This is a genomic window from Bacteroides sp. AR20 (assembly GCF_964250605.1).
Taxonomy (GTDB): Bacteria; Bacteroidota; Bacteroidia; order Bacteroidales; family Bacteroidaceae; genus Bacteroides; species Bacteroides uniformis.
Genome location: NZ_CAXUGK010000018.1, coordinates 41,708 through 56,798, shown reverse-complemented (window position 1 = coordinate 56,798; position 15,091 = coordinate 41,708). Strand labels below are relative to the sequence as shown.

Sequence of the window (15,091 nt, the reverse complement as noted above, 5' to 3'; positions counted from 1 at the left end):
TTATGGATATAGTACAATTTTTAACCCAATTCTTTTACCGCATCCGTTATTGGTTGCTGTGGGGAAGTCTCATAGTTACCGCATTGGTAATCTATTTTACCCAGTTCCTTCCCTTCAACTATACGGTAAATAGCAGTCTCTATGCTGGTATAACCAACAGCACCAATCTGGATGGAACAGAATTGTTGAATATAAATAGTACCTTTGACAATATCATCAATATTGCCAAATCCAAAAGTACATTGGAAAAAGTTTCCATCCGTCTGCTCGCCACCAACTTGGTCCATGGCGATGAATGGAAAGACAATATGTATATTCAAGCCAAACATTATCGCCAACTCATTCAGGCCACTCCCAAAGAGGTTCTTGCCTTAGTCAATCGTTCGTCTGTAGACAAAACAACAGAAAACCTCACAAAATATCGCAAGGAAAGTGGACAGAATTATATTTATGCAATCTTCAGCCGTCCCACTGCCTACTACAGCTATGCAGCATTGAACACGATTGACGTAAAGCGGTTGGGAACCAGCGACTTGATAGAAATCAATTACACAACTACCGATCCGGGTATTGCCCAAAATACGGTCAAGATACTGGAGGACGAATTAATGAAAGCTTATGAAATTCTGCGTTTCAGTGCCACAAACAATGTCATTGCCTATTTTGAGGAGGAAGTCAGAAAAGCTAAAGCCCTTTTGACAAGAGAAGAAGATGATTTAACTGATTACAGCGTTAAGGAGCAAGTCATCAACTATAACGAGCAATCGAAAGCATTGGCTCTGACCAAATATGCTGCTGATGACCGCATAGAGGCCTCTCAACGTACTTATGAGAGTGCTGTGGCATTACGCAAGATGTTGGAAGAGAAAATGGACATTCGTGCCAAAATAATCCGTACCAATACAAATCTGCTGCAAGAGTTGGAGAAAGTCAGCAATTTGAATCAGAGTATTATGGAGCATGAAATTTTCACAACAGAGAAAAGCCAACAGAGCAGTGAAAAGCTCCTCAAAGAAAAAGAAAATCTTAAAAAGGCGGAAGAGAAAATCAGCCATCTTTCCGACAATTTGAACGAATATAGTTTTTCCAAGGAAGGAGTAGGTATTAAAAACATGGTGGATGAATGGCTTATGGCTTGTATTAACGAAGCAAAAGCTAAAGCAGAATTGCAGGTACTTTCAAATCGCCAAATTGATATCATCAACGAATACGCTCATTTCTCTCCTATAGGTACCCAAGTAAAACGAAAAGAACGTGCCATAGGCATTGCCGAAGATACCTATCGCCAGCAGTTAAAAGGATTGGCAGATGCACACTTGCGTTTGCAAAATATAAAAATGACCACCGCTAACCTACAGATTATTTCAGATCCCAATTATCCGTTGACAGATAACGGTCGAAAAAGAGCCGTTATTATTATAGCAGCATTCTTTGGCAGCCTGATATTTATTACCGCCTACTTCCTGCTCATCGAGTTACTGGACCGTACCCTTCGCGACCCCATACGCAGCAAACGTCTGACGGGATTACCTGTTATTGCTGCCTTCAACGGTATCAGCAATTTAAAATATCGTGGTTTCCTTAAGGCATGCAACCGTTTGGCAGCCGCATACAGTTGTCGTCAATTAAATAACTATTTGCAGCCCGGACGTCCCACTATAATAAATCTGCTCAGCATGAACGCCCGCGAAGGTAAATCATTTCTTGCCAAATACTTTATCCAGTACTGGGAATCGGAAGGTATTCGGGTACGCCTTGTAGAACATAACCATGATTTTGAAATAAAAGACAAAATATATGTACAGGCTCAAGAACTTTCCGATTTTTGGCAATTAAATGAAGCAGAAGAAATACCGGATGTCATACTGGTAGAATACCCTTCCGTCAATGTAGCATCACTGCCTATACCCGTTCTGAAAAAAGCGGATTTTAATCTATTGATAGCCAATGCCTGCCGTTTGTGGGGTAAGGATGACGACAATCGTTTAAAACCGTTGAAAGACGAACTGGCAGACACTCCATTATTCCTTTATCTGAACAATGCCGACCGTGAAGTTGTAGAAGCCTTCACCGGAGAACTGCCTCCGAAGACTCCGGTACACTCCTTCTTCAGCCGATTGGCACAATTAGGCCTGACTTCAAAACCAGCAGCCGTTAAATAATGACCAGAAATATGGGAATTGCAACAAGACACATATCTCCACAAATAGCTTTATCCGCCGTGCTTTTTATCGGTCTGGCGGCTATAGCCTATCATGCACTAAATGACCAATTGCTGAAGGCATTTCTTGTTGTCCTCATCCCCATTGCCATAATTTATATTATATTGTCGATAAAACGTCCTTTGATTGCACTTATCACTTATGGAACGCTCTGCTATTTCTGGGGAGTCATTTATCGCACCTTTATCCGAGTCAACGGCATCAGCATACTCTTGGACATCGGAATGTTATTCTTTCTATTTTGCATGATATTGCATTCCCCTTATTCCAAAGACATCAAGTGGAGACGTTCTTTCAATGTGGTTACGGTAGCTTACGCTATTTGGTTTGTCTTTTGTTTTCTGGAAATAGTCAATCCCAACGGATTGACAGAGGCATGGGTAAACTCCAGAGCCATGTATCCTGCCACACTGATATTCATCATCCTGCTGACAGCTTTCTTTACGCGTTTTAAATTAGTAAAGGCATTGATAATGATTATAGCCATATTTACAACCATATCATTTATCAAGCTAATGATACAAAGATACATAGGCTGGGACCAGTATGAGACAACCTGGCTCTATTCATCCGAAAGTTACCGTACCCACCTTCTCCGCACCGGTATCCGATATTTCTCTACATTTACCGATGCGGGCAATCATGGTTCAAACATGGGCAATATAGCACTGGTATACAGCATCATCTTTTTTTATACCAAAGGGGAAAAAATACGTTGGTTCTATCTGGCAATCGCTATAATGGGAGTTATCGGGCTATTCATGTCCGGCACACGCGGTGCAATGATTGTCCCATTAGGAGGATTAGTCCTTTTCTGCCTAATCAATAAAAGTATAAAGTTCACATTGGCAAGTGCCATAGTAGGAATCGGAATATACATTTTCTTTGCCTTCACCTATATCGGTGAAAGCAATGCTATGATCAGCCGTATGAGAACTGCCTTTAAACCCACCCAGGACGCATCCTTCAATGTACGTATTGAGAACCAGAAGAAGATGGCCGAGTACATGAAAGACAGGCCGTTCGGCGAGGGAATAGGATTGGCCGGAGTAGAAGCGCGGAAATATGGAAACCGATATATCACAACCTTCCCGGTAGATTCATATTATGTCAAAATATGGGTACAAACCGGCATTGTGGGACTTATATTGCATATTGCCGTATTATTAATTTGTCTGTTTTGGGGATGTTATCTCATCATGTTCAAAGTGAGGAATACAGAATTTCGAGGTATACTTACCGCTTTTATATGCGGACTATTTGGATTAATGTTAAGTGCATACGGAAATCAGTTTTTCGGACAGCCCAATACGCAATTTATCCTATGGACATTCTTTGCATGTATCGTCAATAGTCCTTATATTGACAAGCAACTCCTCGAAGAGAAACGACAATTATTAACGAAATAATAAACAGTAACTATATGAACGAAATCTTTTCCATATTCAATCCGGACTGGTGGATGGACGAAAACAACAATGCCCTGCAAATGGGAGATGCTATCTTGTTTTTGATTTTCCTGCTCCCCATTGCCTATTTGTTCATCTATTCTCTCGCTTCTCTGAGAAAGTACAAGAATCCCTATCCCCATGCAAATATACAACACCGTTTTCTTGTTGTATTCACCGTCCTGCGTGACGGCAAAGAGGTTATCAGCAGTATCAACACTTTCCTTGACACGCAAAACTATCCGCGCGAGAAATATGACATTGCGGTCGCTGCCACCCAACTACCCGAGGAGGATCTTATCACACTTCTTCAGATGCCGGTCAATATTGTAGTGCCCGATAAGGAAAGTTGTACCAAAGTATACGCTATCCAGCAGGTCATGGAACGTTATTCTCCACACGAATATGATATGGTAGTTATTTTCAACTCCGACAACCGTGTAGTGCCCAACGCACTTGACTTATTCAACAATGCATATTATTCGGGATGCGATTCCATCCAGGCACACCGTATGGCTGAGAACCTGAATACCAGTATTGCTGTCCTTACGGCTGCCAGTGAAGAAATCAACAACCATATATTCCGCAAGGGTCAAGTAACTCTGGGATTCTCTTCAGCCCTAATCGGTTCGGGGATGGCTTTTGATTTTGCGATGTTCCATGAAATAGCTCCTACATTGAAAGGAAGCGACTTCAGCAAAGCAATGGAAGTAGCTTTGCTGGAACAAAACATATATACAGAATACTTGGAAGAAATTGTCTGTTACAGCAAGAAGAAGGACAATGCGTACGGCTATAACGAAGAGCGCCAGCGCTGGATTGCCTCCCAGTACAGCAGCACTTTCCTGGCATTGAAGCGCCTTCCCCTTGCCTTCCTGCAAGGGCGGTGGGATTATTGCAATAAACTGGTACAGTGGATTATGCCTTCTCGCCTGCTACTTATCGGACTTACCGTCCTCATAGCTATAGGGATGACTTTCTTGGACTGGACACTCTGCTTTAAATGGTATATACTGCTGTTAGCCATTGGCGTCACCTTCCTTATGGCAATGCCCGAAGGGGAAATAGCCCGCCATTTCCGTAAAGCAGTTTGGGCCATGCCTATACTGATATTCTCAAGTATATTCAGCCATATAGGACGCTTTTTCGGCAAAAAAAAGAAAAAGATAACAAGCATCAGTAACCATGAAAATAGCGATTGAAGCTCAACGCATCTTCCGCAGTGACAAGCACGGAATGGACTTTGTCATTCTGGAAACTCTAAAAGAGTTGCAGAAGCGTAAGGACGGGAACCACTATTATGTGCTGGTTTCTGCGGGCGAAGACCGCTGTCTGGAAGAATCGGAGAACCTAAGCATCATAGAAGTGCATTGTCCCTCTTATCCATTATGGGAGCAAGTGGCATTACCTTATACTGTACAGCAATTGCAGGCAGACCTGCTACATTGTACATCCAATACAGCTCCGTTGTGGTGCCCGGTCCCCTTGGTACTGACATTGCATGACATCATCTATCTGGAACCGCGGCAGCACCGCAGCCCTTCGCTCTATCAGGAAATGGGATGGCACTACCGACGGATGGTTGTTCCAAGAATATTGAAGAAGTGTAAAAAGATAATCACAGTGTCACATTTCGAATGCAACCGCATCCGGGAAGCGTTGCACCTGCCGGAGCAACAGATAACAGCTGTATACAACGGATACAATAAACACTTTATCCCTCGGACACCCCACTCCAACATCATCAAAAAATACATCCCACAAGAAGGTTTTCTGTTCTTCTTGGGCAATACCGACCCCAAGAAAAATGCAGCACGCACACTGAAGGCTTATGCCCTCTATCTGGAAAAATCGGCTGTGAAACGTCCGTTGCTGATAGCCGATTTGAAAGAGGAATATATTGACGCCCTCCTCCGGCAAGAGCAAATCACAGAAATAAAGAAACAGTTGTTTTATCCGGGCTACATTGACAACCAAGATTTGGCAGCCCTTTATAATACAGCCTTCACCTTTTTATACCCTTCCCTGCGCGAAAGTTTCGGCATTCCCATACTCGAAGCCATGGCTTGCGGCACTCCCGTCATTACAAGCCACACTTCGGCCATGCCCGAAGTGGCAGGTGAAGGAGCAGTTCTTATCAATCCGGAACAACCGCAACAAATAGCCGATGCCCTGATTAAATTGGAAAATGACGCGGACTTCTATCAAAAACAAGTAGACTATGGGCTGGAACGTGTGAAACTCTTTTCATGGAGGAATACAGCTGAAGCATATTCGAAGATTTATCGCGAAATACAGAAGAAACAATCATTAGAAACCTAAATAAAAGCCATAGGTATGAAAGACTTTATCATTACCAGCCTGCAGACGTGGGACATTGAAATAGGAAGCACCATCAAGAATACGGCGCTAGAAATTTCAAAGCAGAACCGAGTGCTCTACATCAATACACCTATGGACTATTCCACCCGGCTGAAAGGCAACAAGCAAGCTCCCTCCTACATACGCCGTATGTCTGTCATCAAAGGAGAAGCTTCTCCCCTGCGGCAAATCAACAAAAACATGTGGGTACTGGACTGCCCGTTCACACTTTTGTCCGTAAACTTTCTACCCGCTCCCTTGTTCAACTTCTTCAACAGACAGAACAACCGCCGTATCGGCCGGTGGATTGTGCAGCAAGCTGCACAACTCGGTTTTAAGGACTACATCCATCTTATTGATACGGACATCTACCGCAGCCGGTATCTGAAGGAATACATTCATCCGGTGCTATCCATCTACTACCGTCGCGATTACATCATCGGAGAAGCCTATTGGCGCAAGCACGGTACCCGCCTCGAGCCAGAGCTGGCCGCTTCTGCAGACATTGTATTGGCGAACTCCAGCCGCTTCGCTGCAGAATTGCTAGCCTATAATCCGGAGACATATCCGATAGAAACCGGAGTGAACATAGAGCTGTATGATGCTTCCCGAAGCTACGGCATACCCGCCGACATAAAAGGAATTCCCCACCCCATCATCGGATACATGGGTACTGTAAACAGTACCCGCCTGGACGGAGATTTGCTCTATGAAATAATCAGACAACGCCCCGAATACAACTTTGTGTTCACCGGACCGGAAGATAACGGATTCCGCCAACACCGTATCCACACACTGAAGAACGTCCATTTTCTCGGGCAAAAAAAAACAAGTGAATTGCCTGCATATATTGCCACCTATGACGTTTGCATAAACCCACAAATAATAAACGACATCACCGATGGCAACTACCCGCTGAAAATTGACGAATATCTGGCAATGGGCAAACCGACCGTGGCAACCAGTACCCACACCATGCGCAACATCTTTGCAGGCTACACGCACTTGGCCACGAACCCGCAAGAGTGGCTTTCTGCCATTGACCACGCCATAACCGAATCCGATGACAAAAAATTGGCACAACAACGCATATCCTTCGCTGAAACCCACAGTTGGGGGCACAGCGTGAAGAAAATTTATAGAATCATTGAGCATTTCAATAATAGAATATTATGAATTATCGCAACATCGATGACTTGAACCACTGCATCCTGCAACATCTCAGCATACTGCCACGTGATTTTGACCTGATAGTGGGCATCCCCCGCAGTGGCATGTTTCCCGCCAACCTGCTGGCACTCTATTTGAATCTGCCAGTAACAGACTTGGACTCATTCCGCAACGGACACATCTATCAGACCGGAGAACGTGGCAAAACTTTCAACATGACCCACATCCGCAAAGTATTAGTGGTAGATGACAGCATTGCCACCGGAAACGCCATAAATAAATGCCGAACATTGCTGAAAGCTCTCAATGACAACTATGAAATAAAATATTGTGCCATTTACAGTGTGCCTGAACATACCAGAAGCGTGGATTATCATTTTGAGATTCTGGATTATCCCCGTTTCTTCCAGTGGAACATAATGAACCATGGAATCCTGAAAAAAGCATGTTTGGATATTGACGGGGTTCTTTGCGTAGATCCTACTCCCGAAGAAAATGATGACGGACCACGCTACCGCGAATTCCTACTGAACGCCCAACCCTTATTCATTCCCCGTACCGAAGTAGGTACGCTGGTCACTTCACGTTTAGAGAAATACCGCCCGGAAACCATGGCCTGGTTAAAGAAAAACCATGTAAAATATGATAAACTGGTCATGCTAGACCTGCCCAACAAAGAAGCCCGCCAACGTGCCAACTGCCATGCCTCATTTAAAGCCAAAGAATATAAATTATCCACCACCTACATGCTTTTTGTAGAAAGTTCCCTACAACAAGCCATAGAAATCAATCGTCTGACCAAGAAGCCAGTACTCTGTACGGAAACTTTTCAAATGATTTACGATTCAAAATCCATCTACTATAATCTAAAGTCTGGAGAAACTTTCCCTTGGCTACGACGTTTCCTCATCTCAAAGCGTGACAAGCTAAAAAGGCTGCTAAACAAATAAGCTTTATACAATATTATGACTACCTTTGCATCTTTTTAAAAACAAATAATCATGACTAAAAATTTAATTTAGCCCTTACCGTAGATGGGCAAAAGTTCTGGAGTTTTAACGGAACAACCAAACATGCAGAAGAAAGACTGGTAATAGCCGAAGTTATTAAACAAGTCATTCGGACAATCTTCAAGAGTGACCGGAAAGCCAGCTTCAGGGAAAGCAAGGAACTCATCCCCATAGAGAACCGGATAAAAAAAATAAAACAAGTTTCTGAACAAGAGAAAGAATAAAAAGCTTTCAATTTACATTTATTAAGACAAGTACGGTTTCCATAAGTTTAGAAACCGTAACTTGTTGTTTGTCAACAAAAACAACGTATGCAGACCGTACCTATTCGGGCTGCACCACTATTTTATTATCCCTACCTTTGCACCATAAAACAAAGAGAAAACGCTACGAAAAACGCCGTCGCAACAACAAGCAACCACGCTTTACGCAATACTTTTCCTTGCAAAAAACAATTAAAATGAAAAGAAATTTCTATTTACAACATCCCTTGATGGCCATGTGCGACCCCAGAATGCAACAACTGACAGAAAAAGAAGGCTTGAGAGGATTGGGTGCCTATTGGGTCATCATCGAGAAACTGGGAATGCTGCCCGAACCTCGCGCACGACAAGAATACCTCCGTCCCCATTGCGACGGGAAGAAAGTAACGCTTGCCTACCTCCTGAAAATTATCCGGGAATACGGACTCTTCGAACTCGAGGAAGACGGATATTTCACGCCGAAAGAGCTGAATCCCCCACGCAAAAAAGACGAAAAAACGGCAAAAAAGGGGGAGGCAAAGCCGTATTCCAAGGCAAAAAATGACGAAAAATGGCAAAAAACACCGAGGGAAAACGCCGAAAAACAAGCCCTAGAAACAATCAATCCACTAGAAAACAGCGAATTACCGAAAGCGACAGAGGGAAATAATAAAGAGAATATAAATAATCATATAAAAACAACAGCAGCATCAGCAGCAGAAGAAGAAACTGCCGCTGATGCCGATAGGCCTCTTCCGCCGTCGGATGCCGGAGGAGTGCCACCGTCAACGTCCGGAGGAGCGCAGACCACTTGCGACGGCAACGATGACGACGACAACGACGATGGCAGCGACCGGTCGCAAGACCCGGGACACCCCGTACGACCATGGCGCGAAATGGTGGATAACCTCACCCTCGAAAGCTCCTGGCTGGACATCGCCTGCATGAAAAGCGGCTACGGATGCCTGCTGAAACGCCACATCCGGGAAGCGGTGAAAATATTCAAGCAACACATCGAAGCCTACGGCAAAGGAGGTAATCTACTGGAAATAAGTGATGTGCAAGGATATTTCGTCAACTATGTCAGTGCCGGAAGCCGGACCTCACACGCCCTGCACGAGGCTCTCTGCTCCCTGGACACCAAGCAGCAGGCGACAGCACCTCCCGACCCCTACCGCTACGAGCAGCTTGTGGACGGACGGCGCACCTACCTGGGCTGCCCCATCCCCGACGGAGCGCCACCCCGACCGGACAATACCGCCTTCTGGAACGAAACGACCCGTTCGTGGACGTCGCAAACCCCGCCGCCTTCATCGAAAAAGCCGAAACAGAAACCCGGCTGAAACGCCACACTCCGGCATCCGGAATGCCACACCCCAGCGCCCCGGATGCCACACTTCAGCACGTCCCAAGTGTGGCATTCCACCCCGTGAAGTGTGGCATTTCCCCCCGCGAAGTGTGGCTTCGGAAGGGGTGAAACCATTCATGTATAACCATTTACCGGACAAAAGGACAAAGAGACAAAAACGAGAAGACAAGTACGTCCTTCTGTCCAACAAAACAAATCCCATATGAGAAATTTTCATCAACGCGGCATTGACACCCGCGGCCGCATCAGCGGCAAAATCAAGACCATCTGCCCGCAATGCAACGACACCCGCGGACACAAAGGCAACAAGTCACTCTCCATAGACCTGGACAAAGGCCTGTGCTACTGCCACCACTGCGGCTACAAGCTCTACGTGCCCGACGACGCCGAAGAACGCCTCAAGCAGCAGCGCCGCGACATGCACCGGAAGCCCTCCGCACCGCCCCAGCACTTCCGCCGTCCCACCTTCGACCCTGCCCGGATGCAACTCTCCGAGAACCTGGAACGCTACTGGACCACCGTCCGCTGCCTGCCGCAGGAGCTGCTGCGCACCCTGCGCATCACCGAAGAGACGGTGCGCCTCCCGGAGAGCAGCCAGGAGGAGAACTGCATCTGCTTCAACTACTTCGAGAACGGGACGCTCGTCAACACCAAGTACCGCAGCGCCCTGAAACACTTCATGATGGTGAAGGGGGCCGAGCTCATCCCCTACAACGTGGACAGCATCCTCGGCACCCCGGAGTGCATCATCACCGAAGGCGAGTTCGACGCGGCAGCCGTCATCGCCGCCGGACGCAAGGACGTCGTCTCCGTGCCCGCCGGCGCCCAGAGCAACCTCACGTGGCTGGACCGCTTCGTGGAGTCGCACTTCGAAGACAAGCAGGCCATCTACATCGCCGTAGACGAGGACCCGGCAGGGCAGTCGCTCCGGCAGGAACTCACGCGCCGCATCGGAGTGGAACGCTGCCGCATCGTGCACTTCGGCGAGGGCTGCAAGGATGCCAACGAGCATCTGGTGAAATACGGCGCCGAAAGCCTCCGCATCTGCATCGAGCAAGCCGAAGAAGTGCCCCTGGAAGGCATCTTCACCGCCGAAGACTGCCGCGACGACCTGCGCTCCCTCTACGAGAACGGCCTGCAGCGGGGTGCCGACACCGGCTGGGACAACTTCGACGAACACTGCACCTTCGAGCCCCGCCGCCTGCTGGTGATGACCGGACGCCCCGGCGACGGCAAGTCCGAATTCACCGACGAGCTGGTGCTGCGCCTCTGCCTGCGCCACGAGTGGGAAATCGCCTTCTTCAGCCCCGAAAACATGCCCATCGCCTACCACCTGCACAAGCTGGCGGAGAAGCTGACCGGCCACCGCTTCACCCTCGGACCGGGCATGACGGAAGCCGTCTACGGGCAGGCAGTGGGCTGGCTGGACCGCAACGTGTCGCACATCCTGCCCGACGACGGGAGCTACGGCATCGACCACATCCTGGAGAAAGCCCGCCAGGTGGTGCGCCGCAAAGGGGTGCGCATCCTCGTCATCGACCCCATGAACCGCCTGGAACAACGTCTGGAACCGGGGCAGACGGAAATGGACTACATCACCGACACGCTGAACAAGCTGGGACGCTTCGCCACCCGCAACCAGTGCCTCGTCATCCTCGTGGCCCACCCCCGCAAGGTGAACCGCAACGAAAAGGACGGCACCCTGCGCCGCGTCGAGATGAACGACATCAACGGCTCCGCCAACTTCGCCAACATGTCCGACTTCTGCCTCGTGGTAGACCGTAACGACACGAAACAGATAGCCACCATCTACATCGAGAAGGTCCGTTTCAAACACTTGGGCAGTGCCCACACCGAAGCCAAGTTCGTCTACAACCACCTGAACGGACGCTACTGGCCCTGCGAGGAAGACATCATCCACACCCCCCAAGGAGAGCGACCGGGACCGGTGAACACGCAGTTCGACAATGAGAATTGGTTGAAAAATAATGAAGAACAAGGCAGGTTATTCGAATAAAAATCCGTATCTTTACAAGACAGAAAAAGAGAATCCGTGCAAGCATGTGCAAACTGTGCAATCACAGGTTATCCGTGCAATCATGTGTTATCCGTATTAAAGAAAACATACAACCTGAACTTTAAAGAATATGATGAAACAGAATGATTCCTTTGCAGAGCCACGCTTCCCCGTCCGCAGTTACGGGAAAGGCGAACTCGCCATGTACTACCTTCCGGGCATTGCCCAGCAGACTGCCGTCAACCGGCTGAACGAATGGATACGCACCGCCCCCGGGCTGGAACAGCGCCTGCTTGCCACGGGCATGAACCCCTATTGCCGACGGTACACGCCCGCGCAGGTGCAGCTTATGATCAATGTCTTCGGGGAGCCTTCTTAGAAGGTTCCCCACTTTTCACATAAATCCTCACCCCCACTCTGTCTATATGCTCACGCAATGCCTCGTTTTCAAGATTGGCATATACCACCACATCACGCACTTCATCAAAACGAGCTAAAACAGCACATATCCTGATTACTGTTTTCCAACATATTCCATGTCTTTTTATTCAGTTTACGCACATCTATGCGAATACAAATATACCTCCTATTTGTCACAAATCCAAAACAAAAGAAACAATAACCTCCCTTATCCTCTTCCAACCTCCTCCTGCCTCCCCCAACCTCCCTTCTTCCCTGCCCCATGTCCTATCTTTGTATCAACGAAACGGAACAGAGGCCATCGCCGCGGAGACACCTCCTTTCCCCTTCAGAATGAAACATTAACCATTAAACATCAACCATCATGTCAACAGCATTAGTAGTGCGCACACAGCGCCACAAGAAAATCGGGGACAGCAGCTCCCCCATGGTCTACACCCTGAAACGCAAGCCCCAAGATGCCAAAATCTTCGACCTTGCCCGCATCGCAAAAGACATTGAAGCCCTGGGCGCCATGTCGTCCGAAGACGTGGAGCACGTAGGCAAAGCCATCGTACGCCAGATGCGCCAGACGCTGACGGACGGCAACAGTGTCCGTCTGGACGGTTTCGGAATCTTCCACACCACCTTCAAGTGCCGTGCCACCGAACTGGCCAAAGACTGCACCGTAAAAAACATCGAGCGCGTCAACATCCGCTTCAAGGTAGCCAACACCCTGCGCTTAGTGAACGACAGCAACGCCACCACCAAAGGCGGAGCAAACAACCTCGTCTTCGAGCTTGTAACTGCCGACAAGGATAGCACCGGCGGCGGAAGCGGCGACAATAACCCCGATGGCGGAGGTTCCGACGGAGACCAGGGGGAGAATCCGCTGGGATAAAAAAATAGGGGTTAGCGATAAGCGATGAGCTTGTGTTCCCTAACCCCTACCCCTAATCACTAACCCCTAACCATTAACCATTATGAGTACAAAATCATCAACCTGGGACAAGATTCTGAAAGTAATCATCGCTGTAGCTTCGGCACTTTTGGGTGCATTCAGCGCACACGCCATGAACAGCGGTGGTCCCCTTTAGCGCACAGCCCCCAAAGGCAAACAGTAGAAAGAAATGAGAAAAATCAACTTGATTGTGATACATTGCAGCGCCACGTGCGAGGACCGTCCCTTTACCGGGCAAGCTCTGGAAGCCGCGCACCGCCGACGTGGATTTGATGGCACGGGCTATCATTTCTACATCCGCCGTGACGGACAAATCCTGACCACACGCCCGGTCGAGAGGGCCGGCGCCCACGCCCGCGGCTACAATGCCCACTCTATCGGAATCGCCTACGAAGGCGGATTGGACCACTATGGGAATCCCAAAGACACACGCACGGAATGGCAGCGCCACTCGCTTCGCGTACTGGTCCGCGCTTTGCTGATGGACTATCCGGAAGCCAAAGTGGCGGGACATCGCGACCTCAGCCCCGACCGGAACAACAACGGAGAGGTGGAACCGATGGAATGGACGAAACAATGCCCGTGTTTTGAAGTAAAAAAAGAGAAGTGGTAACCAAGAAAAGAGAGGTGACAAAGCATGACAAAAGCTTTGCCACCTCATTTTTTATTCATACATTTGTTCTAATTAAGCAAAATGCGCATCAAACAAAGTTCAGCCGTATGAGGTACCCTATTGGAATACAGAGCTTTGAGAAAATCCGTCTTGGTGAGTACACCTATGTAGACAAAACTGCATTGATTCACCAATTGGTCAATACAAGTAACTACTACTTCCTGAGCCGCCCACGGAGATTCGGAAAGAGTCTGCTCATCAGCACACTGGAAGCCTACTTCAACGGGCAGCAGGAACTGTTCAAGGGACTGGAAATGGAACAGCTTGAAAAAGAATGGACGAAATATCCGGTACTGCATTTGGATTTGAACACAAGCAAATACGATGAGAAAAACAGCCTTATCAATGTATTGAACGATACCCTCTGCCAGTGGGAAAGCATCTACGGAACTGTCCCCAGCGAAGTCAACCCAGAACTGCGCTTCAAGGGAATCATCCGCCGCGCCTACGAGCAGACCGGCCAGCGCGTGGTCATCCTCGTGGACGAATACGACAAACCCATGCTCCAGTCCATAGGCAACGAAGAACTGCAGAACGAATACCGTAACACGCTCAAAGCCTTCTACTCCGTAATGAAGACGCAAGACCGGTATATCCGCTTCGGATTTCTGACGGGGGTGACGAAATTCGGAAAGGTCAGTGTGTTCAGCGACCTGAACAACCTGATAGACCTCTCCATGGACCGACAGTTCCAGACGCTCTGCGGAATGACCGACAAGGAGATACACACCTATTTTGAAGAACCGCTGCACCAGATAGCCGAAAACTACGGTATCACCTACGACGAAGTCTGCCTGCGACTGAAAGAAAGGTACGACGGCTACCGCTTCCGCCAGAACGGAACCAATCTGTATAACCCCTTCAGCCTGCTGAATACGTTCCGTTCCTTGGAGTTCGGCAGCTACTGGTTCGAGACCGGCACCCCCACCTACCTTGTGAAACTGCTGAAAGACAACAACTTCTGTCTGCCCGACCTTACGAGTGAAGGAGTGACTGCAGAGACACTGACAGACGTGGAGTCGTTCAAGGATAATCCCATTGCCGTGATTTACCAAAGCGGCTACCTCACGATAAAGGAATATGACGAAGAATTCAACATCTATCGGCTGGGATTCCCCAACAAGGAAGTGGCCGAAGGATTCATCAAATACCTGGTTCCCTACTACATGCCGATAAAGGACAGTGAGTCCGTCTATTAATAGATGAACAACAATGCCAC

The 15,091-nt window shown here is 48.0% G+C and carries 14 protein-coding genes; all 14 read left to right on the top strand.

The window, feature by feature from the left end; genetic code table 11:
* Positions 1–2: 2 nt before the first annotated feature.
* The 14 genes from ACESTD_RS10855 (at position 3) to ACESTD_RS10790 (ending at position 15,071) form a co-directional block, all read left to right on the top strand.
* Positions 3–2,162, top strand: coding sequence for a hypothetical protein (locus tag ACESTD_RS10855; RefSeq protein WP_117703265.1), 2,160 nt, complete (start codon positions 3–5; stop codon positions 2,160–2,162).
* 11 nt (positions 2,163–2,173) lie between these two features.
* Entirely contained in the window at positions 2,174–3,631 is a 1,458-nt protein-coding gene (locus tag ACESTD_RS10850) for an O-antigen ligase (RefSeq protein WP_165859890.1), read from the top strand.
* 14 nt (positions 3,632–3,645) lie between these two features.
* Entirely contained in the window at positions 3,646–4,872 is a 1,227-nt protein-coding gene (locus ACESTD_RS10845; RefSeq protein ID WP_035448697.1) for a glycosyltransferase family 2 protein, read from the top strand.
* A complete protein-coding gene (locus tag ACESTD_RS10840) occupies positions 4,856–5,992 on the top strand; it encodes a glycosyltransferase family 1 protein (protein ID WP_035448699.1) in 1,137 nt (378 codons plus the stop codon). The genes ACESTD_RS10845 and ACESTD_RS10840 overlap by 17 nt, the downstream gene beginning before the upstream one ends.
* 15 nt (positions 5,993–6,007) lie before the next feature.
* On the top strand, positions 6,008–7,207 hold the full coding sequence (locus ACESTD_RS10835; protein ID WP_044467798.1) for a glycosyltransferase: 1,200 nt from the start codon (positions 6,008–6,010) through the stop codon (positions 7,205–7,207).
* On the top strand, positions 7,204–8,151 hold the full coding sequence (locus tag ACESTD_RS10830) for a phosphoribosyltransferase (protein ID WP_035448703.1): 948 nt from the start codon (positions 7,204–7,206) through the stop codon (positions 8,149–8,151). The genes ACESTD_RS10835 and ACESTD_RS10830 overlap by 4 nt, the downstream gene beginning before the upstream one ends.
* A 520-nt stretch (positions 8,152–8,671) precedes the next feature.
* Entirely contained in the window at positions 8,672–9,796 is a 1,125-nt protein-coding gene (locus ACESTD_RS10825) for a DUF4373 domain-containing protein (RefSeq protein WP_044467799.1), read from the top strand.
* The gene (locus ACESTD_RS10820; protein ID WP_133303830.1) at positions 9,739–9,930 is read left to right on the top strand and encodes a hypothetical protein; all 192 of its coding nucleotides are present in this window, start codon (positions 9,739–9,741) and stop codon (positions 9,928–9,930) included. Before ACESTD_RS10825 ends, ACESTD_RS10820 begins: the two co-directional genes overlap by 58 nt.
* Positions 9,931–10,024: 94 nt before the next feature.
* Positions 10,025–11,839: a DnaB-like helicase C-terminal domain-containing protein gene (locus ACESTD_RS10815; protein WP_373158863.1), complete on the top strand. Its 1,815-nt coding sequence runs from the start codon at positions 10,025–10,027 to the stop codon at positions 11,837–11,839.
* Between the two features lie 130 nt (positions 11,840–11,969).
* Positions 11,970–12,218 carry a DUF4248 domain-containing protein gene (locus tag ACESTD_RS10810; RefSeq protein WP_005827481.1) on the top strand — a complete coding sequence of 83 codons (249 nt, stop codon included), beginning with the start codon at positions 11,970–11,972 and terminating at the stop codon, positions 12,216–12,218.
* Between the two features lie 405 nt (positions 12,219–12,623).
* Entirely contained in the window at positions 12,624–13,139 is a 516-nt protein-coding gene (locus tag ACESTD_RS10805) for an HU family DNA-binding protein (RefSeq protein ID WP_005837337.1), read from the top strand.
* Between the two features lie 82 nt (positions 13,140–13,221).
* Positions 13,222–13,335 (top strand): smalltalk protein, encoded by a 114-nt coding sequence (locus tag ACESTD_RS10800; protein WP_005837338.1) that lies wholly within the window; start codon positions 13,222–13,224, stop codon positions 13,333–13,335.
* Positions 13,336–13,368: 33 nt separating this feature from the next.
* Positions 13,369–13,812 carry an N-acetylmuramoyl-L-alanine amidase gene (locus tag ACESTD_RS10795; protein WP_117589620.1) on the top strand — a complete coding sequence of 148 codons (444 nt, stop codon included), beginning with the start codon at positions 13,369–13,371 and terminating at the stop codon, positions 13,810–13,812.
* 107 nt (positions 13,813–13,919) lie between these two features.
* Positions 13,920–15,071, top strand: a complete 1,152-nt coding sequence (locus ACESTD_RS10790; protein WP_182424322.1) for an AAA family ATPase — start codon at positions 13,920–13,922, stop codon at positions 15,069–15,071.
* Positions 15,072–15,091 lie beyond the last annotated feature (20 nt).

Excerpts from the sequence above, each read along its gene's own strand:
- ACESTD_RS10855 (WP_117703265.1), top strand. The coding sequence starts at position 3 with ATGGATATAGTACAATTTTTAACCCAATTCTTTTACCGCATCCGTTAT.
- ACESTD_RS10850 (WP_165859890.1), top strand. The coding sequence starts at position 2,174 with ATGGGAATTGCAACAAGACACATATCTCCACAAATAGCTTTATCCGCC.
- ACESTD_RS10845 (WP_035448697.1), top strand. The coding sequence starts at position 3,646 with ATGAACGAAATCTTTTCCATATTCAATCCGGACTGGTGGATGGACGAA.
- ACESTD_RS10840 (WP_035448699.1), top strand. The coding sequence starts at position 4,856 with ATGAAAATAGCGATTGAAGCTCAACGCATCTTCCGCAGTGACAAGCAC.
- ACESTD_RS10835 (WP_044467798.1), top strand. The coding sequence starts at position 6,008 with ATGAAAGACTTTATCATTACCAGCCTGCAGACGTGGGACATTGAAATA.
- ACESTD_RS10830 (WP_035448703.1), top strand. The coding sequence starts at position 7,204 with ATGAATTATCGCAACATCGATGACTTGAACCACTGCATCCTGCAACAT.
- ACESTD_RS10825 (WP_044467799.1), top strand. The coding sequence starts at position 8,672 with ATGAAAAGAAATTTCTATTTACAACATCCCTTGATGGCCATGTGCGAC.
- ACESTD_RS10815 (WP_373158863.1), top strand. The coding sequence starts at position 10,025 with ATGAGAAATTTTCATCAACGCGGCATTGACACCCGCGGCCGCATCAGC.
- ACESTD_RS10810 (WP_005827481.1), top strand. The coding sequence starts at position 11,970 with ATGATGAAACAGAATGATTCCTTTGCAGAGCCACGCTTCCCCGTCCGC.
- ACESTD_RS10805 (WP_005837337.1), top strand. The coding sequence starts at position 12,624 with ATGTCAACAGCATTAGTAGTGCGCACACAGCGCCACAAGAAAATCGGG.
- ACESTD_RS10800 (WP_005837338.1), top strand. The coding sequence starts at position 13,222 with ATGAGTACAAAATCATCAACCTGGGACAAGATTCTGAAAGTAATCATC.
- ACESTD_RS10795 (WP_117589620.1), top strand. The coding sequence starts at position 13,369 with ATGAGAAAAATCAACTTGATTGTGATACATTGCAGCGCCACGTGCGAG.
- ACESTD_RS10790 (WP_182424322.1), top strand. The coding sequence starts at position 13,920 with ATGAGGTACCCTATTGGAATACAGAGCTTTGAGAAAATCCGTCTTGGT.